The following is a 23,654-nucleotide window of genomic DNA, read 5'->3' on the forward strand; positions in this document are numbered from 1 at the left end:
CCTCTGACACACCGCGGTGATGCATTCGCGAGCAGGCTCGCTCCCACAGGGCCATGTTGATCGGTAGTGTGATTTATTGCGTGATATCACCAAATCAGAGCGAGACTGGATGTGAGCAAGCGAGCCTATAACTTCTGCGCCGGCCCTGCGGCGCTTCCCGAAGCTGTCCTGCAACGCGCCCAAGGTGAACTCCTTGACTGGCACGGCAAGGGCCTGTCGGTCATGGAAATGAGCCATCGCAGCGATGAGTTCGTGTCCATCGCGACCCAGGCCGAGCAGGATTTGCGTGACCTGCTGAATATCCCTTCGAACTACAAAGTGCTGTTTCTGCAAGGTGGCGCCAGCCAGCAATTCGCGCAGATTCCACTGAACCTGTTGCCTGAAGGCGGCTCTGCCGACTACATCGACACCGGTATCTGGTCACAGAAAGCCATCGAAGAAGCGTCGCGCTACGGCCACGTCAATGTTGCCGCCACCGCCAAGCCTTACGACTATTTCGCCATTCCGGGTCAGAACGAGTGGAACCTGTCGAAAGACGCCGCTTACGTTCACTACGCGCCGAACGAAACCATCGGCGGTCTGGAATTCCAGTGGATCCCGGAAACCGGCGACGTACCGCTGGTGGCTGACATGTCCTCGGACATTCTGTCGCGCCCGGTCGACATCTCGCGTTTCGGCATGATCTACGCGGGGGCGCAGAAAAACATCGGCCCGAGCGGCATCGTCGTCAACATCATCCGCGAAGACTTGCTCGGCAAGGCACGCTCGCTGTGCCCGACCATGCTCGACTACAAGGTCGCGGCCGATAACGGCTCTATGTACAACACCCCGCCGACCCTGGCCTGGTACCTGTCCGGTCTGGTGTTCCAGTGGCTGAAAGAGCAGGGTGGCGTCGAAGCCATCGCCAAGCTCAACGACGTCAAGCAGCGCACGCTGTATGACTTCATCGATGCCAGTGGTCTCTACAGCAACCCGATCAACAAGTCCGACCGCTCGTGGATGAACGTGCCTTTCCGCTTGGCTGACGATCGTCTGGACAAGCCGTTCCTCGCGGGTGCTGACGAGCGCGGTCTGCTCAACCTCAAGGGCCACCGCTCTGTGGGCGGCATGCGCGCTTCCATCTACAACGCCGTCGACATCACCGCCGTCAATGCGCTGGTGGCGTACATGGCTGAATTCGAGAAGGAACACGGCTGATGTCCGAGCAAGAACTCAAGGCGCTGCGCGTTCGCATTGACGCTCTGGACACCAAAGTCATGGAGCTGATCAGTGAGCGTGCGCGTTGCGCCCAGGAAGTCGCAAGAGTAAAGATGGCTTCGCTGGCCGAAGGCGAAGTGCCGGTGTTCTATCGTCCCGAGCGTGAAGCTCAGGTGCTCAAGCGCGTCATGGAGCGCAATCAGGGACCGTTGGGCAACGAAGAGATGGCGCGGTTGTTCCGCGAAATCATGTCTTCCTGCCTGGCGCTGGAGCAGCCACTGAAGGTGGCTTATCTCGGCCCTGAAGGCACCTTCACTCAAGCGGCGGCCATGAAGCACTTTGGTCATGCGGTGATCAGCAAGCCAATGGCGGCGATCGACGAAGTGTTCCGTGAAGTGGCTGCCGGTGCGGTGAACTTTGGTGTTGTCCCGGTGGAGAACTCCACCGAAGGCGCGGTCAACCACACGCTGGACAGCTTCCTCGAACACGACATGGTGATCTGCGGCGAAGTCGAGCTGCGTATCCACCATCACCTGTTGGTCGGTGAAAACACCAAGACCGACAGCATCAGCCGCATCTATTCCCATGCGCAGTCGCTGGCCCAGTGCCGCAAGTGGCTGGATGCGCATTACCCGAATGTCGAGCGCGTCGCGGTGTCGAGCAACGCTGAAGCTGCCAAGCGGGTTAAAGGTGAGTGGAATTCGGCGGCAATCGCTGGCGACATGGCGGCCGGGCTGTATGGCCTGACTCGTCTGGCCGAGAAGATCGAAGACCGTCCGGACAACTCGACGCGCTTCCTGATGATCGGTAACCAGGAAGTGCCGCCGACCGGCGACGACAAGACCTCGATCATCGTGTCGATGAGCAACAAACCCGGCGCGCTTCACGAGTTGCTGGTGCCGTTCCATGACAACGGGATCGACCTGACCCGCATCGAAACCCGTCCGTCGCGCAGCGGCAAATGGACTTACGTGTTCTTCATCGACTTCGTCGGCCACCACCGTGATCCGTTGATCAAGGGTGTATTGGAGAAGATCAGTCAGGAAGCAGTGGCACTCAAAGTGCTGGGTTCCTACCCGAAAGCAGTTCTGTAAGGGGCGGTAGTAATGAGTGGCAATTTCCTCGCTCTGGCACAGCCGGGCGTGCAACAACTTTCGCCGTACGTTCCGGGCAAGCCTGTGGATGAACTGGCGCGTGAGCTGGACCTTGATCCGGCCAAAATCGTCAAACTGGCAAGCAACGAAAACCCGCTGGGCGCCAGCCCGAAAGCGCTGGCGGCGATCCGCGAAGAACTGGCCGAGCTGACCCGTTACCCGGATGGTAATGGTTTCGCGCTGAAATCCCTGCTGGCCGAGCAGTGCCGTGTTGACCTGAACCAGGTCACCCTGGGCAATGGCTCGAACGACATTCTCGAACTGGTCGCGCGCGCCTATCTTGCGCCGGGCCTGAATGCCGTGTTCAGCGAGCACGCGTTCGCTGTGTATCCGATTGCCACTCAGGCGGTCGGTGCCGAGGCCAAAGTCGTCCCAGCCAAAGATTGGGGGCACGATTTGCCGGCGATGCTCGCGGCCATCGATGCCAACACCCGCGTAGTATTCATCGCCAACCCGAACAACCCGACCGGCACATGGTTCGGCGCCGAAGCGCTGGACGAATTCCTCCAGGATGTTCCGGAGCACGTGCTGGTGGTGCTGGACGAGGCCTACATCGAGTACGCCGAAGGCAGTGATCTGCCGGATGGTCTGGACTTCCTCGCTGCGTACCCGAATCTGCTGGTTTCGCGCACGTTCTCCAAGGCCTATGGTCTGGCGGCGTTGCGCGTTGGTTATGGCCTGTCCACTCCGGTAGTGGCGGACGTGCTGAACCGTGTTCGCCAGCCGTTCAACGTCAACAGCCTGGCTTTGGCAGCGGCGTGTGCGGCGTTGAAAGATGAAGAGTATCTGGCGCAAAGCCGTCAGCTCAACGAGTCAGGCATGCAGCAACTGCAAGCCGGTTTCCGGGAGCTGGACTTGGGCTGGATCGAGTCCAAGGGTAACTTCATTTGCGTCGATCTCGGTCAGGTGGCGGCTCCGGTGTTCCAGGGCTTGCTGCGCGAAGGCGTAATTGTGCGTCCAGTGGCCAATTACGGCATGCCGAACCACCTGCGGGTGACCATCGGTCTGCCGGCGGAAAACAGCCGCTTCCTCGAAGCGCTGCGCAAGGTTCTGGCTCGTGGGTGATGTCACTGCTCTGCAATCTGCTGCACCTATGATCGGTCGCCTTGTAGTGGTCGGTCTGGGGTTGATCGGTGGTTCGTTTGCCAAGGGCTTGCGTGAAAGCGGCGTGTGCCGCGAAGTGGTTGGGGTCGATCTCGATCCGCAATCGCGCAAGCTGGCGGTCGAGTTGGGTGTGGTGGATCGCTGCGAAGATGACCTGGCGGCTGCATGCCAGGGCGCGGACGTGATTCAGTTGGCGGTGCCGATTCTGGCGATGGAGAAAGTGCTCGCGCGATTGGCGAGCATGGATCTGGGTCAGGCGATTCTGACCGATGTCGGCAGCGCCAAAGGCAATGTCGTGCGCGCGGCAACCGAGGCGTTTGGTGCTATGCCGGCGCGCTTCGTGCCGGGCCATCCGATTGCCGGTTCCGAGCAGAGCGGGGTGGAAGCCTCCAATGCCGAGCTGTTCCGCCGCCATAAAGTGATCCTCACGCCGCTTGAGCAAACCGATCCGGCTGCGCTGGCGGTGGTTGATCGTCTGTGGCGCGAACTGGGCGCCGACGTCGAGCACATGCAGGTCGAGCGTCACGATGAAGTGTTGGCTGCAACCAGTCATCTGCCGCACCTGCTGGCGTTCGGTCTGGTCGATTCGTTGGCCAAGCGCAATGAAAATCTTGAGATCTTCCGTTACGCTGCGGGCGGTTTCCGCGATTTCACAAGAATCGCCGGAAGCGACCCGGTGATGTGGCACGACATCTTCCTCGCCAACCGCGAGGCTGTCCTGCGCACACTCGATACATTTCGCAGCGACCTCGACGCCTTGCGCGACGCGGTCGATGCAGGGGATGGGCACCAATTGTTGGGCGTTTTCACTCGCGCCCGGGTTGCCCGCGAGCATTTCAGTAAAATCCTGGCCCGCAGGGCCTATGTGGACGCTATGAATTCCAACGATCTGATCTTCTTGGCTCAACCTGGTGGCCGCCTGTCCGGTCGGATTCGCGTACCGGGTGACAAATCCATTTCCCACCGTTCGATCATGCTCGGCTCGCTGGCCGAAGGCGTCACCGAAGTCGAAGGTTTCCTTGAGGGCGAAGACGCCCTGGCAACCTTGCAGGCATTCCGCGACATGGGCGTGGTCATCGAAGGCCCGCACCACGGCCGCGTGACCATTCACGGTGTTGGCCTGCACGGCCTGAAACCTGCGCCGGGCCCGATCTATCTGGGCAACTCCGGTACCTCGATGCGTCTGCTGTCCGGTCTGTTGGCCGCGCAGAACTTCGACAGCACCCTGACCGGTGATGCTTCGCTGTCCAAGCGTCCGATGAATCGCGTGGCCAATCCACTGCGTGAAATGGGCGCCGTGATCGAAACTGCCGCTGAAGGTCGTCCGCCGATGACCATTCGTGGTGGCCACAAGCTCAAAGGTCTGACCTACACCATGCCGATGGCCAGTGCGCAGGTAAAATCCTGCCTGCTGCTCGCCGGTCTGTACGCTGAAGGCAAGACCACGGTAACCGAGCCTGCGCCGACCCGCGACCATACCGAGCGCATGTTGCGTGGCTTTGGCTACCCGGTGAGCGTTGATGGGGCGACGGCTTCGGTCGAGTCCGGCGGCAAGCTGACCGCTACTCATATCGAAGTACCAGGCGACATCTCGTCGTCGGCGTTCTTCCTGGTGGCTGCTTCGATTGCCGAAGGTTCGGAGTTGGTGCTTGAACACGTCGGCATCAACCCGACCCGTACCGGCGTCATCGACATCCTCCGTCTGATGGGCGCGGACATCACTCTGGAAAACCAGCGTGAAGTCGGCGGCGAACCTGTGGCTGACCTGCGCGTGCGGGCAGCTAAACTCAAGGGTATCGAGATTCCCGAAGCGCTGGTTCCGCTGGCCATCGATGAATTCCCGGTACTGTTCGTGGCCGCTGCCTGTGCCGAAGGGCGCACCGTGCTGACTGGTGCCGAAGAGCTGCGGGTCAAGGAATCGGATCGCATTCAGGTGATGGCGGACGGTTTGCTGGCGCTGGGCGTCAAATGTCAGCCAACTCCGGACGGCATCATCATCGACGGCGGCCAGATTGGCGGCGGCGAAGTGCATGGTCACGGCGATCACCGTATCGCGATGGCCTTCAGCGTTGCATCCTTGCGCGCCACTGCACCGATCCGCATCCATGATTGCGCCAACGTCGCGACGTCGTTCCCGAACTTCCTCGCGTTGTGCGGTCAGGTCGGTATTCGTGTGGCACAAGAGGCTCAGTCGTGAAGAACATTGCACCGGTCATCACCATCGATGGGCCAAGCGGCTCGGGCAAAGGCACCGTTGCCGGGATTCTGGCCAAGCGTCTTGGCTGGAATCTGCTGGATTCCGGTGCGCTTTACCGTTTGCTGGCGTTTGCTGCGCACAACCATGGTGTCGACCTGACCAATGAAGAGCTGTTGAAGAAACTTGCCGCTCATCTGGATGTTCAGTTCATTGCGGCGACCGACGGTCAATTGCAACGGATCATTCTGGAAGGGGACGAGGTCAGCGATGTCATTCGCACCGAAAGCGTCGGCTCCGGCGCTTCGCAAGTGGCTGCATTGCCGGCTGTGCGCGAGGCGCTGCTGCAGCGCCAGCGTGCTTTCCAGGAAGCGCCGGGTCTTGTAGCCGACGGTCGCGACATGGGTACGGTGGTTTTTCCCGATGCACCGCTGAAGATTTTCCTGACTGCCAGTGCCGAGGAACGGGCGCGCCGTCGATATTTGCAGTTGAAGGGCAAAGTCGAGGGTGTTAGTCTGTCGAGTCTGCTAGATGAGATCCGTGCACGCGACGAGCGTGACACCCAGCGCGCAGTGGCCCCGCTCAAACCGGCGGCCGACGCGATACAGCTGGATTCCACGGAGTTGTCCATCGATCAGGTGCTTGAACGCATCATGAGCGAGATCGCCATTCGCGATATCGCCGGGTGACCAAGAAGGCCGCAGGGGACCAGTCATAGTCCTGCAGCGCTTCTTTTAAATGAAACTAACCCACACCGTCTGGGGTGTGGAGATGGGCGTATTCTTCGCCCTCATCTACAGGAATTAAAATGAGCGAAAGCTTTGCGGAACTCTTTGAAGAAAGCCTAAAAACCCTGAACCTTCAGGCAGGCTCCATCATCACCGGTGTTATCGTTGATATCGATTACCAAGCTCGCTGGGTAACCGTTCACGCTGGCCTGAAGTCTGAAGCACTCATCCCGCTTGAGCAGTTCTACAACGACGCTGGCGATCTGACTATCAATGTCGGTGACGAAGTTCACGTTGCTCTGGACTCGGTTGAAGACGGTTTCGGTGAAACCAAGCTGTCCCGTGAAAAAGCCAAGCGCGCCGAGTGCTGGATCGTTCTGGAAGCAGCCTTCGCAGCTGAGGAAGTGGTCAAGGGCGTTATCAACGGTAAGGTTAAAGGCGGCTTCACTGTCGACGTTAACGGCATCCGTGCGTTCCTGCCAGGTTCCCTGGTTGACGTCCGTCCAGTGCGCGACACCACGCACCTGGAAGGCAAAGAGCTGGAATTCAAGGTCATCAAGCTGGACCAGAAGCGCAACAACGTTGTCGTTTCCCGTCGCAGCGTCCTGGAAGCCGAGAACTCCGCCGAGCGTGAAGCTCTGCTGGAATCCCTGCAGGAAGGCCAGCAAGTCAAAGGTATCGTCAAAAACCTCACCGATTACGGCGCATTCGTCGATCTGGGTGGCGTGGACGGCCTGCTGCACATCACCGACATGGCCTGGAAGCGCATCAAGCATCCTTCCGAGATCGTCAACGTTGGTGACGAAATCGACGTCAAGGTTCTGAAATACGATCGCGAACGCAACCGTGTTTCCCTGGGCCTGAAGCAACTGGGCGAAGATCCATGGGTTGCTATCAAAGCCCGTTACCCAGAAAGCACTCGCGTTACCGCTCGTGTAACCAACCTGACCGACTACGGCTGCTTCGCTGAGCTGGAAGAAGGCGTTGAAGGTCTGGTACACGTTTCGGAAATGGACTGGACCAACAAGAACATCCACCCTTCGAAAGTCGTACAAGTCGGCGACGAAGTGGAAGTTATGGTTCTGGACATCGACGAAGAGCGTCGTCGTATCTCCCTGGGCATCAAGCAGTGCAAATCTAACCCATGGGAAGATTTCTCTGGCCAGTTCAACAAGGGCGATAAAATCTCCGGCACCATCAAGTCGATCACCGATTTCGGTATCTTCATTGGTCTGGACGGCGGCATCGACGGTCTGGTTCACCTGTCCGACATCTCCTGGAACGAAGTTGGCGAAGAAGCTGTTCGTCGTTTCAAGAAGGGCGACGAGCTGGACACCGTTATCCTGTCGGTTGACCCAGAGCGCGAGCGTATCTCCCTGGGTATCAAGCAACTGGAAAGCGATCCGTTCTCCGAGTACGTCTCGGTTAACGACAAAGGCGCAATCGTTACTGGCACCGTGAAAGAAGTTGACGCCAAAGGCGCCATCATCGTTCTGGCCGACGATATCGAAGCGACTCTGAAAGCCTCCGAAATCAGCCGTGACCGCGTTGAAGACGCGCGCAACGTTCTGAAAGAAGGCCAGGAAGTAGAAGCCAAGATCATCAGCGTTGATCGTAAGAGCCGCGTGATCCAACTCTCCATCAAGTCGAAAGATGATGCTGAAGAGAAAGAAGCTATCCAGAGCCTGAAAGAGACTCCGGAAGCTGTTACCGGCGAGACCACCATGGCGGCATTGATGCGCCAGGCATTGGCCAAACAGAACTAAGTTCTGCTTGATCATTAAAAAGGGCGACTTCGGTCGCCCTTTTTTGTGCCTGTGATTTGATGGGGGTGCTTACTTTTTGTGCGAACAGCGCTGCTTGTGAAACCATTCCATGCGCCCGATTGTCTGTTTCTTTAATCGGATCAATCGCCTATTCGCGACTAAGCTTGTCTTAAGCGTGTAGTGGTCGGGCGTAGCCTGGCATAAGGAAGTGAATGAACAAGTTTATTGCCCTCATGGCTGTGTTGGTTTTGGCAGGCTGCACCACTAGCGCCAAGACTCATGCGGTACGTGGCGTCAGCGGTATCGAGGTCGACTGCTCTGGATTGGGTTCTGGCTGGGAGAAGTGTCAAAAACGAGCAGCGAAGGAGTGCAAGGGGGCGGGCTACAAAGTGATCACCCGATCGGATGATGCCAAGGATGAGGATGAGTTTCCTTTTGGCTTCAACCCTGCTGGCTACGTGACGCGAACCATGTTGGTCATCTGTCGCTGAGTGTCGTGAGCTGGTTTGTTGATTTGATGCCCTGAAAATGGGCGTTTCAACGCCGAGGAATATATGTCAATCCCTGGGCTGTTCAAAATCTTCCGGGCGTGCTAAAACCTTTCAAGCGCTGATCTAGCTGCTTGAAAAAGAAGGGAAAAATATGACGAAGTCGGAGTTGATCGAACGAATTGTCACCCATCAAGGGCTGCTCTCATCCAAGGATGTGGAGTTGGCCATCAAGACCATGCTTGAACAAATGTCCCAGTGCCTGGCTACCGGAGATCGCATCGAGATCCGTGGGTTTGGCAGTTTCTCTCTGCATTATCGTGCGCCGCGCGTTGGGCGCAATCCGAAGACCGGTCAGTCGGTCAGTCTGGATGGTAAGTTCGTTCCGCATTTCAAGCCAGGTAAAGAGCTGCGTGATCGAGTGAACGAGGAAGAGGAGGAGGGGGTTTGACAATCGCTATTTTTCCTGGGGTGGCTCATGCGTAACCTCAAGCGTATCTTTCTTGGCGTTTTCATTCTTTTATTGGTGCTATTGATTCTGGCATTCGTGCTGGAGAACCAGCAGTCGGTATCGTTAGTGTTTCTGGGTTTGTCTGGTCCGCAGTTGCCGGTTTCGCTTGTTGCGGTTTTGGCGTTGCTCATCGGCATGCTGATTGGTCCGATTCTCGGCTGGTTTCTAGGGCGTTCGTCCAGAGCAGCGCGCAAACGTCTTACTTGAAACGATAGATGCAGGGCATCTGTCGAATTGCGTCTCTACCTGCCTATATCCATTCGTAAAACGTCCGTTAAGCTGTAAAATGCAGCCCTTGTTCGACAACGCCTTTAACGCACGTCGATTCAGACTGACTTTGACGGAAGCCATAATTGATGGCTTCTGAATTCATGGATTAGATGGTGCTCGTTGATGGCACTGTCCGCAGCTCAAGGGTATGGTTTCGCGTGAAAATTCTAGTTACCGGCGGCGCCGGGTTCATCGGCTCGGCAGTCATCCGTCATATCATCTCCAATACAACCGACTCAGTCGTTAACGTCGATAAACTGACTTACGCCGGTAATCTGGAATCCCTGGCAGAGGTTAGCCAGGACGCGCGTTATGCATTTGAGCACGTTGATATCTGCAATCGCGATCAAATCGACCGTGTTCTGCATGAACATCAACCAGATGCGATCATGCATCTGGCCGCAGAGTCTCATGTCGATCGCTCGATTTCCGGACCATCCGAGTTCATTCAAACCAATATCATCGGTACTTACACCCTGCTGGAAGCCGCGCGCCACTATTGGGCTGCATTGGAGGATGGGCGTAAAGCCAACTTCCGCTTTCACCACATTTCTACTGATGAGGTTTACGGTGATCTTGAAGGTCCGGAAGACCTCTTCACCGAAACTACGCCCTATCAGCCAAGCTCGCCTTACTCGGCAAGCAAGGCAAGTTCCGACCATCTGGTTCGCGCTTGGGCTCGTACTTATGGCCTGCCTACTCTGGTCACCAATTGCTCGAACAATTACGGCCCCTGTCATTTTCCTGAGAAATTGATTCCTCTGATCATTCTCAATGCACTTGAAGGCAAGCCGCTGCCGGTCTATGGCAAGGGCAATCAGGTTCGTGACTGGCTGTACGTAGAGGATCACGCTCGTGCGTTATACAAGGTCGTGACGGAGGGGGACATCGGTGAGACCTACAACATTGGTGGTCATAATGAGAAGCAGAATATCGAAGTGGTGCATACCCTATGTGCATTGCTGGACGAGCTGCGCCCTGACTCCGCTCACCGTCCGCACGCAAGTTTGATCACTTATGTTCAGGATCGCCCTGGTCACGATCAACGCTACGCAATCGATGCGAGCAAGATCCAGCGCGAGCTGGGGTGGACTCCCCAGGAAACTTTTGAAACCGGTATTCGCAAGACCGTCGAATGGTACTTGAGTAACACCGAATGGGTAGAGCACGTAAAGAGTGGTAGCTACCTGCAATGGATTGACCAGAATTACGCAGGTCGCTCGAACAAGGTATGAAAATTCTCTTGTTGGGAAAAAATGGCCAGGTTGGTTGGGAGCTGCAGCGCTCCTTGGCGCCGCTTGGTGAGTTGATTGCCCTTGATCGCGATACGGTCGATGGTTTGTGCGGCGACGTGTCTGACCTGGACGCGTTACGCGCCACCATTCGTCAGGTAGCCCCGAATGTTATCGTCAACGCCGCTGCATATACTGCCGTGGATAAGGCAGAGTCTGAGCCGCAACTCGCTGAGCGAGTAAATGGTCAGGCACTTTGTGTGATGGCAGAGGAAGCGCTGTCCTGCGATGCATGGCTGATTCATTACTCGACTGATTATGTATTCAGTGGGGATGGTTCTGCACCTTGGCGGGAAGATGATCCGGTCGCTCCCCTGAATCAGTATGGTGCCAGCAAGCTTCTAGGCGAGCAGGCGATTGTCGATTCGGGGTGTAAGCATCTGATTTTTCGTACCTGTTGGGTATATGCTGCTCGCGGCAACAACTTCGCAAAAACCATGTTGCGACTGGCGAAAGATCGTGAGTCTCTCGATGTTATTGCCGATCAGGTAGGCGCGCCAACCGGTGCTGATCTGATTGCCGACGTGACTGCTTTTGCAATTCTCAAAGTAATGCAGCGTCCCGAATTGGCGGGTGTTTATCACTTGGCCGCCCGTGGAGAGGTTTCATGGCATGGGTATGCCACCCAAGTCATCGATTTCGCCAAAGACAACGGCGAAGCGCTCGCCGTGACGTCTGTAAACGAGATAGCCACGACTGCTTATCCAACGCCTGCACGTCGCCCACTCAATTCACGGCTGAATACTCAGAAGTTGCGCGACAATTTTTCTCTGCACTTGCCGGATTGGCAAAGTGGTGTAACCCGAATGCTTAGGGAAGTTTTGAACAAATGACCACGACAAATCGTAAAGGCATCATCCTCGCCGGTGGCTCCGGCACTCGTCTGCATCCTCTGACTCTTGGGGTGTCCAAGCAGATGTTGCCGATTTACGACAAGCCGATGATATTTTATCCGCTGTCGGTGCTGATGCTGGCGGGCATGCGTGAAGTCCTGATTATTTCCACGCCTGAAGATTTGCCATGTTTCCGTAAACTGTTGGGTGATGGCAGCCTGTATGGCATCAAGCTGACGTACGCCGAGCAACCAAGTCCGGATGGCCTGGCACAGGCTTTTATTATTGGTGAAGAGTTCATCGGCGAATCCCCTTGCTGCCTGATCCTCGGTGATAATATTTTCTACGGTCAGCACTTCTCGGATAATTTGCGCTCTGCCAGCTCTCAGCAGCATGGTGCGACCGTATTTGGTTATCACGTCTCCGATCCCGAGCGTTTTGGTGTTGTAGAGTTCGACAAAACCGGTCGGGCGCTAAGTATTGAAGAAAAACCGCTGAAGCCAAAATCCAACTATGCAGTTACCGGGCTGTATTTCTACGACAACGATGTTGTCGAGATCGCTAAAAATATCAAACCCTCCGATCGTGGCGAACTTGAAATCACCGATGTTAACCGTGCGTACCTCGAGCGCAAGACACTCAATGTTGAAATGCTAGGGCGTGGTTTCGCCTGGCTCGATACCGGGACCCACGATTCTCTACTCGAAGCGAGCCACTTTGTGCACACCATTGAGCAACGCCAAGGCCTGAAAGTGGCTTGTCTTGAAGAGATTGCCTATCACAATGGTTGGATTACCGCCGAGCAGTTGGGCGCTCAAGCTGATGCACTAAAGAAGACCGGGTACGGTCAGTACCTGCAGAAGCTGCTGGATTCACCATCTCGCTGATTCGAGCGCCGAGCCTTTTCGAGTCGAAGCGTTTTAACCGGTGCAAGCAGGAATGGCATGCCAGTAAAACATCCCAAGGTCGCGGTTTTGCTGGCTGCCTACAATGGTATGCAGTGGATCGAGGAGCAATTGGCCTCGATCCTCGGCCAGTTAGCTATCGACGTAACTATTTATATCAGTATTGATCCCTCCACTGATGGTACCGAAGGGTGGTGTGCTGCTTACGCCGCTGAGCATCCTGAAGTTTTAGTCTTGCCGGCTGCCGGCAGCTTCGGTGGAGCATCTCGAAATTTCTTTCGACTCATACGCGATGTTGACTTCGACGGTTACGATTTTGTTGCCTTCGCTGATCAGGATGACATCTGGCACACGAACAAGCTTCAGCGTGCGACGTATGTCCTCCAAACCCGTGAGGTGGATGCCTACTCCAGTAACGTCACGGCTTTCTGGCCAAATGGCAAAACTCATTTTCTGGACAAGGCACAACCTCAGGTTGCCTGGGATTTTCTTTTCGAGGCTGCGGGGCCCGGCTGTACGTACGTAATGAGTAAGAGCCTCGCGGATTCTTTAAAAAAATCGATGCTCGATAATTGGCGGCTTTTACAAGATGTCAGTTTGCATGACTGGTATTGCTATGCATTTGCCCGCAGCCATGATTATCGTTGGTACATCGATCCTGAACCATCCATGAACTACCGCCAACACGAGCGTAACCAAGTGGGCGCCAACAAGGGTTTAAGCCCACTGGTTGCCCGCTACAAAACCATTCACGATGGTTGGTGGTTTAATCAGGTGCAACTGATTGCGCACTTGATCGGGCATGACTCACACCCCTTTGTACGAACCTGGCTGAAATTGCGGCGCAGGCACCTTTTGAGGCTGTCCTTCAGCGCCCGGCATTGTCGACGCCGGATGCGCGATAAGATTTTTTTCTTTTGCATTTGCTGGGTTACTGCGTTGATAGGGAAGATGACTAGATGATGGCCCCGAAGGTATTAGTTACAGGGGGGGCTGGTTTTGTTGGCGAAGCGGTAGTTTTCAAGCTGTTAGTGGACAAGAAGTTCTCCCCAATTGCATCTGCGCGCGGTATCACGCGCCTGAATGGACTGTGCCCGACCCAAATCTTCGACTTGACCCGCGTCGATGCCTTGCCCGTCCTTGATGATGTACAAGTTGTCATTCATGCCGCTGCTCGAGTGCATGTCATGAATGAGGCCTCAATGGACGCTTTGGCCGAGTTCCGTAAAGTAAATGTGATCGGCACCCTCAGGTTGGCGGAGCATGCTGCTGCATCAGGGGTTAAACGCTTCATCTTCGTTAGTTCAATTAAGGTCAATGGCGAAAGTACATGCTTGGGTATGCCGTTCAAAGCCGATGATCGACCCGATCCGCAGGATCCATACGGCGTATCCAAATACGAGGCTGAGGAGGGATTAAAGCAATTAAGTCGAGACACCGGCATGGAAGTGGTGATCATTCGCCCTCCACTGGTCTATGGTCCAGGGGTGAAAGCAAACTTTCGCAGCATGCTGAGTTGGCTGGCCAGACGTATCCCTTTGCCTCTAGGTGCTATCAGCAATCAACGAAGTCTGGTTTCGATCGGAAATCTGGTGAGTCTTATTGTTACGTGCATTGATCATCCCGCAGCCGCCAATCAGATCTTTCTGGTGAGCGACGGTGAAGACTTGTCTACAACTGAACTGCTCCGTCGGCTTTCTAAGGCGTTGGGTAACTCCGCGCGGCTTGTGCCATTCCCTGAGACGTTATTAACGCTAATGGCATCAGCGCTGGGGAGGAAGGCTATCGCGCAGAGAGTCTGCGGTTCCCTCCAAGTCGATATTAGTAAAAATCGTGATTTATTGGGATGGAGTCCTTCCGTCAATATGGACAAAGCCATGCGTCAGACCGCTGGCTATTATCTGGATGAACAATCGAAATGACTGTTTGGTGGCTTCTATTCGCAGTTTTCGCCATTTCATGGGCATCGACGTTTGTCTTGCGCCGTTATGCGCTGACGAAGAGTTTGATGGATATACCTAACGAGCGTAGCTCTCATTCGGTCCCTACGCCGCGCGGGGGCGGGGTGGCCATTGTAGTTTCCTTCCTTCTAGCGCTTCCCGTGCTTGCGGGTCTTAATCTGATAAGCGCCTCTACGCTGTATGGGGTCTTTGGCTCGGGTCTACTCGTCGCGTTGATAGGGTTCGCTGATGATCATGGCCATATTGCTGCCAGGTGGCGTTTGTTGGGTCATTTCATTGCGGCGGGATGGGCTCTGTTCTGGTTTAACGGTTTCCCCACAATCGATTTATTTGGCGTCGTTATTAATCTGGGGTGGTTTGGTGACATCCTGGGTGTGGTGTATTTGGTTTGGATGTTGAATCTGTATAACTTCATGGACGGGATTGATGGTTTGGCCAGCGCCGAGGCTATCAGTGTTTGCCTTGGAATGGGGTTGGTTTGTTGGATCAGCGGGAGCAGTGACTTGGCTTGGATGCCTTTGATTCTGGCAGGGGCAGTAGCAGGTTTTCTATGGTGGAATTTTCCACCCGCACGGATTTTTATGGGAGATGCAGGAAGTGGTTTTCTGGGGCTGGTGCTTGGGGGGTTGGCAATCCAGTCTTCGGGAAATTCACCGGAAATGCTGTGGAGTTGGATGATTATGCTCAGCGTCTTTATTGTCGATGCAACCTGGACTTTAATTCAGCGTCTCTTGCGCGGCGACAAAGTATACGAAGCCCATCGTAGTCACGGATATCAGCATGCAACTGATCGGTGGGGTAGTCATGGACTGGTAACGGCGGGGGTCGTGATAATAAATGTGTGTTACTTGTTTCCACTGGCATTGATGGTCGGAAACAGTTGGTTAAATGGTGCTTTCGGTGCGCTCTTGGCCTATTCCCCGCTAATGGTGCTGGCATGGAAGTTTAATGCTGGAGTGGCGGCATCCAAGTAGTCGGAGATATTTGAAGGGATATTAAAATTTTCGAGGAAAAGAGAGTTTCCAGGGCTTCCTTTTAATAAGCCTATCTGTCGATGTTTTGCGAGCTAGCCAGTCCGCGATCAAGGTGGCTGAGATCTTATAGTTAACAGCCCGCCGTTTTTTGAAAGCAACTTCGTAGGCGTTCAAAAAACGGTGGGCTGTTTAGATTACATTGGGCTCAATTCAGTTGAGTTGTTTTCCTGTTAGGCGCCGGCTCATCCTCTGAGTCGGCGGCCCAGATGAGCCAGTTTGCGTAAGATTTTCCACCCGGTACGCCCACATTTTCTTACTGCATCAAACAACGCAGGGTATTGTGCGAGCCGGTTGGCCAGGCTGCGCACCGCTCTGACTCCGCCTCTGTTTAGCTCCTGGCGACTAGAGTTAATCTCTTGCTGAAGGATACTGAACTCTACCTGAAGTGCAGCTAAGCGATGTCGAGATTCCGCTTCCTGCGCTGTGACGTCGCGATAGCTACGGAGCATTGCCTGCAGGCGGAAATTTTCATATCTAGGCAGCCCGAGCATGTTGTTCGCCAGTCGACGCATCGCAGGCCAGGTCTTATATGTACGCAGCATTGACTGTGGACGGACACGATAAAGGCAACCAATCTTTGGAATGATCGCAATTTTTCGACCCGCTGCCGTCAACTTCAAGTAAAGCGCCCAATCTTCCCACATGGCCTTGCTGGATTCGTCCCATCCACCAAACTCTCTCAGCGTGGATGTTCTAAACCCTGCGTTCGCATGCCCAAGCTGGTTATCCAGTTGCGACGCAATTACACCGTCGCCAAGAGGGCGGTACACATACATGCCAGATCGCACGATGTTGAAATCAGTACCGTCATCAAAAGCACAAAGATAAGGAACGGCCGCGGCGTGCTGCGGATTTGATCTGAGAGAGAAAACGATATCTCTTACAAAATCATTCAACGGTACATCATCTGAGTCGATATTGATGATGAAATCAGTTTGTGCGGCCGCGAGGCCCGTATTTCGCGCCCCAGCCAAGCCCTTGTTTTGGGGGTGCCGTATTATCCGGTATGGTAATAGCAGATGTTCTTTTACCAGACTTTGTAATCCATCAACGTAATCTTCCTCTGACGCGTCATCGACGAAAACAACTTCTGCTGGTTTCAGGCTTTGATTGTTGATTCCGAAAATGAGGTCTTCGATGTAATCAAGCGGTGTATTAAATACAGGAACAATTATCGTGGCTTCCCCTGTGTTCCCTGCAAGTAGCTTGGGCTGCTGATCTCCAGGGAACGCCTTGACCAACTCATTGATATCATTTTGAGTTTGAGCCATCGTCGAAACTAAGGACTCTCGCAAATCATGAAATGCAGCTGACGACAATGAGAGGAGGCCATGAATTCGCGCGCGGAAGCTCAAAGCATTGGGGTCGGCTAAACAAATGCTTCGGAATTCCTCGGGGATCATTTCAGGAACCCCGCCGGCGTTGGCCATCAACGGGATAGTTGTGGAGAAGGCAACATCAAGTAGTGCGTAGGGATGATTGTCACCAAGATAGGGCATCAGGCAAATCGCGCGGTGCGCTCGCTCGTGTAAAGCATCAATCGCCTGCTGCCGACTTAAATTACAAAATTCCTCAACCTGATAATGCTCTCGCAATACCTCAAGCATGGAATCTGTTTGTGGGTTGCCATGAACTTTAGGGCCGATCAGGCAAATGGTGGTAATCCCGGCTTTTTTCCATTGCTCTACATCCACGCCAGCAAGGGAGTCCAGGAGCAAGTCATAGCCTTTCATACGGGAACGTTTCCCGTAAAAAATCAACGTATCAATCTTGGTCGATGCGTCAAGCTCAGAGACTGGGCTATGAAGAGGGTAGCGCAGCAGGACATTGTTTTCCGCTGGGACGTTAATGCCGGCTTCAGCATAAAGCTCGCGCAGGAAGGTAGTAGGGAAGACTGCTAAGTCAGCACCTTCCACAGAAATTTTTTCTTTTTCGGCCGTACCTGAATGGGATAGTCCGAGCCACGATTCATGCGCATTCTCAAGATAATGGGTTATGCCATGGCAGTGGGCGATAATTCTGATCGTTTGCGGCAGCAACCCTGTTTGTTTCGCCTGAGCGATTCGGCAGCCGATACCTTGATAATCGCCATATTGAATTGTCGAAATATCAGGAAAATAAAATAGAAATTGCTGCACTGCTTTTAGAAATTGATCTTCTAAAGGTAAGGACTGTATGTCGGATTCAACCAATAACATTGAAGTGGACACAAGTTTTTCAGCGCGCAGAATTTCCTGGGTGAGTCCGTTAGCTACGCCGCCGAACAAGCAAAGTGATTTGTCGTAGCCGTAAGACTCTCGTTGCTCTCGAACGAATGTACCAATTCCTCCAGTGTTGTGAATTCCGGCGTATTCCGTAGTCACTAGAAGATGCTGTGGCCACTCATCGCCATGCAGTAAGCCAACGTCGATAAGGAATTCTTTGTAGAACTCTTCGGAGCAAGCGCATTCAATGAAAATCGTAGAAATAACCGGATCGTATTGATTCGCACGAGTATGCCCTGATCGGATGATCTCCAAGCCACTTGAGACGAAATAACGTTCAAGTTCCGTAAAGGACCATTCCCGGACGTGTGATTTGTTCTCAGGTCGGCTATTTACATCTTCATAATCGAGAAGTGTACGATCAGGAGTTGATACAACTAGACGGCTGCCAGGGCGCGCGATTAATTGCGCGCGCATCCATGCGACCAGAGGTCTTGGGTCGGTCAAATGTTCGATTACATCTGACAAAATCATGACGACTGGAGCTGTATTCGTCAGTTCCAGTGAGATTCGGGAAAGATCATCCCAGGATGTCAGGTCACATTCTACCCATTGCCATTCAGGATAGGCGGCGCGGCTTAGGGATAGGGAACCATGATAGTCGATCCCCATGACGTCATATCCGCCACCCTGGAAATAGTGAACGAGCTTATGGCCGCCACCGCACCCGATATCGATCACATGGGTGATTCCCTGGCGATCAGCTATATTTCTCGCCTCCCAGAGAACATCCGGTTGCCAGACTACGTCGTTATTCTGGGCGTCTTCGTAAATGACGTTAACGGAGCGTGCCTCACCTTCGGAGGAAAAATTACGCTCAGGCGTTGTAAAATGCAGACCAATCGCTGGTAATTCATGCTCTTGCGTGGCGATTAGTTCGTTTTCGAAGTTAAATTTTGACATAGGCCTGAAAAATATCTCTACGAATGTAAGGTACGATGTTTTTAAACGATATTTACACAGTTGATTCGGGCGAGGAGGTCGGCTCGCCTTCGTCTGCCGTGCTGCTTGGCAGCGCGACCTCTCCCCAGAACTTCTTGTTGCCAGTCACGCTGATAGCGCAAAAATCGTAGAGTCCATAGCACTCTTGGTAAACTTGCAGGGAGTCGTGTCGCGCTATTCCTGCGATTAGCAAGTATTCGCGTGGTGCCACGTCAAGCTTGATCTTGGTCAACAGGCAGCGTCGTTCTCCAGCTTTTATTGGGCCAATCGATGAGTTTTCATACATTGAGTGTGCCCCCCCAATCAATGTGCCCGACTGGTCGCGAATGCCGACACCGAAATCCACCGAGTCAAAGGCTGCATTAAACGTCACGACCAGGCGAACGGTCATCCATTCCCCTATACCAAAATTCGAGCGCTGAACGCCTTCATCATCGGTTATATACACTTCTTCAATGAGCGCGCTGTGATCACCCACGACATGGTCTCGCCGAATGTCAATAGACTCAAGTTCGGCCAGCTGGGAGTGCTTTTCCTCTGATTGAGCGGTTGTTACGGTGCTCGAATCGACCTGCTTGGTCGGGGCTTTTGCCTCTTCCCGGCTCATTTTGTAGTACACCGTCACGCCATCGGCCGTACCGCCCTCGAACACTTTCTTCCCGTGACTGAGAACGATGGCTCGTGTACATACTCGCTCGACCGCATGGGTGTCGTGAGTAACGAAGAACACAGTACCCCCGTTTTCTCGGAACTCATCTAGCTTGCGCATGCAGCGGGCTTGAAAAAATACGTCACCGACCGACAGGATTTCATCGACGATTAAAATTTCAGGCTCGAAGGATATTGCGACAGCGAAAGCAAGACGTGCGTACATCCCGCTACTGTATGTCTTCACTGGCTGCTCGAGAAAATCTCCGATGTCGGCAAATGCGGCGATTTCATCGAATTTGTTCTCTACGACTTCTTGCGAAACGCCCAGGATTGTAGCGTTCAGAAAGATATTTTCACGGCCTGTAAATTCAGGGTTGAAACCTGAGCCCAACTCTAGAAGAGCAGTTACGCGTCCGTTGATAGCTACCTTGCCTGATGTGGGTGTCAAGGTGCCCGCCAGGATTTGGAGTAACGTTGATTTTCCTGACCCATTACGTCCAATCACGCCAATTGTTTCGCCACGTCGAACTTCGAAACTAACGTCGTTAAGAGCCCAGAACTCCTTATACAGTTGGCGATGACCGCGATAGATCATTTGCATCATCCGATCGCTCGGCTTGCTGTACACCTGGTACATCTTGGAAACGTTTTCTACAGAAATTACGACATCAGAGGACATCAGCAAATCCTTTTCTCGTTTTTTGGAACCAGGCGTAGCCCAGGCAAGCAATGGCGATCGCCACTAGCGTATATATTCCTAACCCATACCAGTCCGGCATTTGCCCAAAAATCAACACCGCCCTTTGCTGTTCGATGATCATCGTTAATGGGTTGGCGTTCATTATAGGTCGGAGGTTTTCAGGCAAGGCGCTGACAGGATAAAAAACCGGGGCAAGAAAGGTCATAACCGTCATTAGTACGCCGATGGTTTGCCCAATGTCGCGTAGGAAAACTCCGAGCGACGCCAGCATCCATGCAAACCCTAGTGTCATGATTATCAATGGCACGATAATGAGTGGTGCAAAAATAGCTGTCCAATGTAAAAAGCCGTTCAAAATAACAAAGGCTCCCAACAGCACAATGAAACTAACTGCGCAGTGGAACAGTGCGGCCCCCAAGCTGATCACTGGAAGTATCTCCAGAGGAAACACTACTTTTTTTACATAATTAGTATTGCCGATAATTAACCCTGGTGCTCGATTCAGTACTTCGGCAAACAGGCTTTGTACAATCATTCCGACAAACAAGACGACAGCAAACTGAGTTTTGGTTTCCCCAGTGTCAACATTCCAGCGTGCTTTAAATACTACCGAAAAAACGAAGGTATATATAAGCAACATGAAAACAGGGTTCAAAAATGACCAAAGCAGGCCCATCATAGACCCTTTGTAGCGTCCTACCACCTCCCGCTTGATCATCTGCATGATCAACCGACGATTGGTACAAAGGCTTCGGGTCAACGCGAAGATGGAGGTAGGTTGATTGGCGTGTGGGTTCATTGGTATCCCTCTGGGTTTCGTTCTTGCCAGCGCCAACTGTCTGCGCACATCTGCTCTAGGCCACGGCTCGTCTTCCAGCCCCAAACACTTTCTGCATGGGAGGAGCCAAGGTGCTGCTTGAAAACACTCTCCAGCAAAACACTATTCCGGATGTCACCTCCGATGAAGTTCGGACGGGGTTCCAGTATGTCGTGAGCAGAGTGATGGCTGTCGGAAAAATTGTCTGGAATCAGCGTTTTACAGCTCGCCTGAGCAAGAGCTATGACAGTGTGCGAGCCAATGTAGCCTGCTCCACCTGTAACTAAAATCATAGATATACCTCTTTGTGTGTCCACGCTGTGCTCGCTAGTTTGCGTGCGGTAACGTCATGTTTAAGTATGCGAGGAGGTGTCACATCGTCTTCCTCAAGGCAAAATCACATCTGGCTGGTCATCTCTGGTCCGAGGCAGTCTGGCTGCAGCCGCGAATGTTGATAGCCAAATGTGTTTCAGGGGGTGAGAGGCGCTTTAGCCTCTTGAGGTGCGGGCCGCGGTCACAGGTAGACTGGGCCTGCATTAGATGTGGCTCGCTAAGTGCTGATCAAGGCGCTTACGACAATCTGTATTTGCCAAGGAGTTGGAAAGCGTGGCGAGAGGTCCAGGTTTTCCATCCTGAGATCTTCGCAAGGCGCTGTTGCCCTGCACATGGCTAAGGAAATCAGCCTGCGCGCGGTCAGGAATAGCAGAAACACACAGGGGGTAATTGATCAAAATTCGCATGAAAAAACGTGCTTCATCCCGATGCTGTGGGAGTTCGTTCTTGCGTTTATCCGAATAGTTAACTTCCTTGATGAATTTGACCATTCGATCAGATACAGGCTGAAAGTCCTGCATAAGTTTTGCATTTTTCAACCCTCCACCGCCTGTGACCGACGTCATTCTCTATTCCTGAAACTTGGCTTACTCCCCTAAAGTGTTATCTAAGGGTAGGATTGTGTTTTTATTTTCGTATTCATTGAATCCGATCCGGCGCTCGCTTTTGACTCCTGTCAAGTAGCTGCTGGCCATAGCGCCGCAGATTGTAATCCAGAGTGGGTGAATTTTCTATTGCCATCAGTTCGGCGCAGCTGCCTGCCCACATTGATTGGCGTGGGCACCCCCATGGATGGCACGCGGCAGCTTCAAGAAGGCTGGTTTTGGGCTTTTCAGCGGGGGCGGAAGGGGTATTCCCCCAGGCTGAACCTCAGATGCCAATGGCGGGCGAGGCACTCATTGCGCTACGGCGGCATGCTGACTCCAAAAAAGTGATGATCAGTTCGCAAAGCAGACTTTACCGATGCCTCGGTTTGGCTAAATCAATGGGAAGCAAATATCCGCTTCGACCTCCGTCATCGCTAGGGTTACAATACGCAATTTGCTAGCGAATAAATCTTTGAAAACCCAGCTTACAGAAAAAGATAAGGGTCGCGGCGTTGGGTTGGTAAGCGACTTACCTGAGTTGCAGGGCGCAGGTGCTGATGAAGAGCGCGCCGATGTCGCAATACTGATGTGCACCTACAACGGCTCTTCATTCCTGCGGGAGCAGTTAGACTCTTTCGGTCGGCAGTCCTATCGTGACTGGACGCTTTACGTTTCGGACGATTCGTCTGCTGATTCGACGCGCGATATACTTGATGAATATCAGCGTCGCTGGGGGAGCGGCAAGCTATTCGTTTTTGACGGGCCTTGCCAAGGCTTCGCAAAGAACTTCATGTCGCTCCTCAAAAGACCTGAGGTGCAAGCGCGTTATTACGCATTTAGCGATCAGGATGATGTCTGGTTCGATGACAAGCTTGAGCGCAGCGTGGACCGTTTGGCGTCCATGCCAGAGCAGAAGCCGGCATTATATTGTTCAAGAACCAGGCTGACTGATGCCGAGGGTAGTCCGATCGGATTCTCCCCTCTTTTCGCTCGTCCGCCATCTTTTCAGAATGCACTCGTCCAGAGCCTTGCGGGTGCGAATACCATGCTGATCAATCAGGCTGCTCGGGAAGTCCTTTTGAGCGTTCCTGAGGGTTCCACGGTGGTAGCGCATGATTGGCTTGCGTATTTATTGGTCACTGCGTGCGGTGGCTGCACGTTCTACGACTCTGGAGCAACTCTGGACTATCGGCAGCATGGGGGTAACATTATCGGGGCGAATGCGAGCTACAAAGATCGCCTCTTTAGGGTCCGCAATATGCTCTCTGGGCGATTTGTCGAGTGGAATGACGCGAATCTCGAAATTCTCAGTTCCTTTTATCCATTGATGACTCAAGAAGCCCGAGCAACGCTTGAACACTTTGAAGCCGGGCGTACCCTGGGCTTCAAAGGGCGGCTATGTGAGTTCTACAGGGCTGGTATCTATCGTCAGACGCACGCGGCCAACATCAGCTTGATCGTCGCGGCCTGCCTCGGGAAAATATGAAGGCTCAAGAGTGTGCGCTGCGCCAAACACGGGAATTGCTGTCTCGCCGAGCTGCTGCATGCCCTCACCGAATGCCTCTCTGGCCTGCGTATGATAATGTACAAGCGTTTTCAATAGTTTTCTGCTCATGAGGGCGGCCATTAATGTCAGGTTATGCCAGTCAACCGCGGCGGCACCCACTGGATCGCTCAGCATTGGCGCGAGGATCTGAGCAAATTGATTGTTCGCCTGTACCAGGGTACGTCTCGGCGAATCCTTTTCTGCGCATACCGTTGCCACAATGAGCCTGCTGGAATCTTCTCATTGTGTTCGTCAAATATGGAGCGCTGAAAAATCCATAGATTTTTTGGCTCAATCATATGGAAACAACTTCGTTTTTGCCCAGGGCGGAGTACAAATTGTTGGATGGCCGTATTCAGGTGTGCATTTCCCGGAAA

Annotated in this window: 21 protein-coding genes; 16 read left to right on the forward strand and 5 right to left on the reverse strand. The window is 53.6% G+C overall.

The window, feature by feature from the left end:
* Nucleotides 1-111: 111 nt before the first annotated feature.
* The 15 genes from serC to AC3WMT_RS10400 all read left to right on the forward strand — a co-directional run bounded on the left by serC (nt 112) and on the right by AC3WMT_RS10400 (nt 15,377).
* A complete protein-coding gene (serC, locus tag AC3WMT_RS10330; protein WP_103305672.1) occupies nt 112-1,197 on the forward strand; it encodes a 3-phosphoserine/phosphohydroxythreonine transaminase in 1,086 nt (361 codons plus the stop codon).
* Complete coding sequence (gene pheA, locus AC3WMT_RS10335; RefSeq protein WP_007908404.1) at nt 1,197-2,291, forward strand: prephenate dehydratase; 1,095 nt, start codon at nt 1,197-1,199, stop codon at nt 2,289-2,291. The genes serC and pheA overlap by 1 nt, the downstream gene beginning before the upstream one ends.
* A gap of 12 nt (nt 2,292-2,303) precedes the next feature.
* Entirely contained in the window at nt 2,304-3,416 is a 1,113-nt protein-coding gene (gene hisC, locus AC3WMT_RS10340) for a histidinol-phosphate transaminase (protein WP_103305673.1), read from the forward strand.
* A 28-nt stretch (nt 3,417-3,444) separates the two neighbouring features.
* A complete protein-coding gene (locus AC3WMT_RS10345) occupies nt 3,445-5,652 on the forward strand; it encodes a bifunctional prephenate dehydrogenase/3-phosphoshikimate 1-carboxyvinyltransferase (protein WP_256583571.1) in 2,208 nt (735 codons plus the stop codon).
* Complete coding sequence (gene cmk, locus AC3WMT_RS10350) at nt 5,649-6,338, forward strand: (d)CMP kinase (RefSeq protein WP_015093983.1); 690 nt, start codon at nt 5,649-5,651, stop codon at nt 6,336-6,338. The genes AC3WMT_RS10345 and cmk overlap by 4 nt, the downstream gene beginning before the upstream one ends.
* 119 nt (nt 6,339-6,457) lie before the next feature.
* Nucleotides 6,458-8,143, forward strand: a complete 1,686-nt coding sequence (rpsA, locus tag AC3WMT_RS10355) for a 30S ribosomal protein S1 (RefSeq protein WP_103305675.1) — start codon at nt 6,458-6,460, stop codon at nt 8,141-8,143.
* Between the two features lie 212 nt (nt 8,144-8,355).
* Complete coding sequence (locus AC3WMT_RS10360) at nt 8,356-8,634, forward strand: hypothetical protein (protein ID WP_103305676.1); 279 nt, start codon at nt 8,356-8,358, stop codon at nt 8,632-8,634.
* Between the two features lie 151 nt (nt 8,635-8,785).
* Nucleotides 8,786-9,082 carry an integration host factor subunit beta gene (gene ihfB / locus AC3WMT_RS10365; protein ID WP_003189779.1) on the forward strand — a complete coding sequence of 99 codons (297 nt, stop codon included), beginning with the start codon at nt 8,786-8,788 and terminating at the stop codon, nt 9,080-9,082.
* Nucleotides 9,083-9,109: 27 nt separating this feature from the next.
* A complete protein-coding gene (locus tag AC3WMT_RS10370) occupies nt 9,110-9,349 on the forward strand; it encodes a LapA family protein (protein WP_103305677.1) in 240 nt (79 codons plus the stop codon).
* Between the two features lie 221 nt (nt 9,350-9,570).
* Entirely contained in the window at nt 9,571-10,647 is a 1,077-nt protein-coding gene (gene rfbB, locus AC3WMT_RS10375; protein WP_177431439.1) for a dTDP-glucose 4,6-dehydratase, read from the forward strand.
* Nucleotides 10,644-11,537 carry a dTDP-4-dehydrorhamnose reductase gene (rfbD, locus tag AC3WMT_RS10380; protein WP_103305678.1) on the forward strand — a complete coding sequence of 298 codons (894 nt, stop codon included), beginning with the start codon at nt 10,644-10,646 and terminating at the stop codon, nt 11,535-11,537. Before rfbB ends, rfbD begins: the two co-directional genes overlap by 4 nt.
* Entirely contained in the window at nt 11,534-12,424 is an 891-nt protein-coding gene (gene rfbA / locus AC3WMT_RS10385) for a glucose-1-phosphate thymidylyltransferase RfbA (protein ID WP_103305679.1), read from the forward strand. The genes rfbD and rfbA overlap by 4 nt, the downstream gene beginning before the upstream one ends.
* 57 nt (nt 12,425-12,481) lie before the next feature.
* A complete protein-coding gene (locus AC3WMT_RS10390) occupies nt 12,482-13,405 on the forward strand; it encodes a glycosyltransferase (protein ID WP_103305680.1) in 924 nt (307 codons plus the stop codon).
* A complete protein-coding gene (locus AC3WMT_RS10395; protein WP_103305681.1) occupies nt 13,402-14,364 on the forward strand; it encodes a UDP-glucose 4-epimerase family protein in 963 nt (320 codons plus the stop codon). Before AC3WMT_RS10390 ends, AC3WMT_RS10395 begins: the two co-directional genes overlap by 4 nt.
* On the forward strand, nt 14,361-15,377 hold the full coding sequence (locus AC3WMT_RS10400; protein WP_103305682.1) for an MraY family glycosyltransferase: 1,017 nt from the start codon (nt 14,361-14,363) through the stop codon (nt 15,375-15,377). Before AC3WMT_RS10395 ends, AC3WMT_RS10400 begins: the two co-directional genes overlap by 4 nt.
* A gap of 242 nt (nt 15,378-15,619) precedes the next feature.
* Here AC3WMT_RS10400 and AC3WMT_RS10405 read toward each other — a convergent pair whose 3' ends face one another.
* From AC3WMT_RS10405 to AC3WMT_RS10425, 5 genes are all read right to left on the reverse strand, one after another.
* The gene (locus AC3WMT_RS10405; RefSeq protein ID WP_103305683.1) at nt 15,620-18,604 is read right to left on the reverse strand and encodes a glycosyltransferase; all 2,985 of its coding nucleotides are present in this window, start codon (nt 18,602-18,604) and stop codon (nt 15,620-15,622) included.
* A 52-nt stretch (nt 18,605-18,656) separates the two neighbouring features.
* Nucleotides 18,657-19,973, reverse strand: a complete 1,317-nt coding sequence (locus AC3WMT_RS10410) for an ABC transporter ATP-binding protein (protein WP_103305684.1) — start codon at nt 19,971-19,973, stop codon at nt 18,657-18,659.
* Nucleotides 19,963-20,793, reverse strand: coding sequence for an ABC transporter permease (locus tag AC3WMT_RS10415; protein ID WP_103305685.1), 831 nt, complete (start codon nt 20,791-20,793; stop codon nt 19,963-19,965). Before AC3WMT_RS10415 ends, AC3WMT_RS10410 begins: the two co-directional genes overlap by 11 nt.
* Nucleotides 20,790-21,104: an NAD-dependent epimerase/dehydratase family protein gene (locus AC3WMT_RS10420; RefSeq protein WP_103305686.1), complete on the reverse strand. Its 315-nt coding sequence runs from the start codon at nt 21,102-21,104 to the stop codon at nt 20,790-20,792. The genes AC3WMT_RS10415 and AC3WMT_RS10420 overlap by 4 nt, the downstream gene beginning before the upstream one ends.
* 243 nt (nt 21,105-21,347) lie before the next feature.
* Nucleotides 21,348-21,710 carry a hypothetical protein gene (locus tag AC3WMT_RS10425; RefSeq protein ID WP_103305687.1) on the reverse strand — a complete coding sequence of 121 codons (363 nt, stop codon included), beginning with the start codon at nt 21,708-21,710 and terminating at the stop codon, nt 21,348-21,350.
* A 493-nt stretch (nt 21,711-22,203) separates the two neighbouring features.
* On the opposite strand from AC3WMT_RS10425, the gene AC3WMT_RS10430 reads away from it, so the two are divergent.
* Nucleotides 22,204-23,217, forward strand: a complete 1,014-nt coding sequence (locus AC3WMT_RS10430; RefSeq protein ID WP_371919324.1) for a glycosyltransferase family 2 protein — start codon at nt 22,204-22,206, stop codon at nt 23,215-23,217.
* Nucleotides 23,218-23,654: the final 437 nt, after the last annotated feature.

The sequence above is a fragment of the Pseudomonas sp. FW305-7 genome, assembly GCF_058786735.1.

Excerpts from the sequence above, each read along its gene's own strand:
- pheA (WP_007908404.1), top strand. The coding sequence starts at position 1,197 with ATGTCCGAGCAAGAACTCAAGGCGCTGCGCGTTCGCATTGACGCTCTG.
- hisC (WP_103305673.1), top strand. The coding sequence starts at position 2,304 with ATGAGTGGCAATTTCCTCGCTCTGGCACAGCCGGGCGTGCAACAACTT.
- AC3WMT_RS10345 (WP_256583571.1), top strand. The coding sequence starts at position 3,445 with ATGATCGGTCGCCTTGTAGTGGTCGGTCTGGGGTTGATCGGTGGTTCG.
- rpsA (WP_103305675.1), top strand. The coding sequence starts at position 6,458 with ATGAGCGAAAGCTTTGCGGAACTCTTTGAAGAAAGCCTAAAAACCCTG.
- AC3WMT_RS10360 (WP_103305676.1), top strand. The coding sequence starts at position 8,356 with ATGAACAAGTTTATTGCCCTCATGGCTGTGTTGGTTTTGGCAGGCTGC.
- ihfB (WP_003189779.1), top strand. The coding sequence starts at position 8,786 with ATGACGAAGTCGGAGTTGATCGAACGAATTGTCACCCATCAAGGGCTG.
- AC3WMT_RS10370 (WP_103305677.1), top strand. The coding sequence starts at position 9,110 with ATGCGTAACCTCAAGCGTATCTTTCTTGGCGTTTTCATTCTTTTATTG.
- rfbD (WP_103305678.1), top strand. The coding sequence starts at position 10,644 with ATGAAAATTCTCTTGTTGGGAAAAAATGGCCAGGTTGGTTGGGAGCTG.
- rfbA (WP_103305679.1), top strand. The coding sequence starts at position 11,534 with ATGACCACGACAAATCGTAAAGGCATCATCCTCGCCGGTGGCTCCGGC.
- AC3WMT_RS10390 (WP_103305680.1), top strand. The coding sequence starts at position 12,482 with ATGCCAGTAAAACATCCCAAGGTCGCGGTTTTGCTGGCTGCCTACAAT.
- AC3WMT_RS10395 (WP_103305681.1), top strand. The coding sequence starts at position 13,402 with ATGATGGCCCCGAAGGTATTAGTTACAGGGGGGGCTGGTTTTGTTGGC.
- AC3WMT_RS10400 (WP_103305682.1), top strand. The coding sequence starts at position 14,361 with ATGACTGTTTGGTGGCTTCTATTCGCAGTTTTCGCCATTTCATGGGCA.
- AC3WMT_RS10405 (WP_103305683.1), bottom strand. The coding sequence starts at position 18,604 with ATGTCAAAATTTAACTTCGAAAACGAACTAATCGCCACGCAAGAGCAT.
- AC3WMT_RS10410 (WP_103305684.1), bottom strand. The coding sequence starts at position 19,973 with ATGTCCTCTGATGTCGTAATTTCTGTAGAAAACGTTTCCAAGATGTAC.
- AC3WMT_RS10415 (WP_103305685.1), bottom strand. The coding sequence starts at position 20,793 with ATGAACCCACACGCCAATCAACCTACCTCCATCTTCGCGTTGACCCGA.
- AC3WMT_RS10420 (WP_103305686.1), bottom strand. The coding sequence starts at position 21,104 with ATGATTTTAGTTACAGGTGGAGCAGGCTACATTGGCTCGCACACTGTC.
- AC3WMT_RS10425 (WP_103305687.1), bottom strand. The coding sequence starts at position 21,710 with ATGACGTCGGTCACAGGCGGTGGAGGGTTGAAAAATGCAAAACTTATG.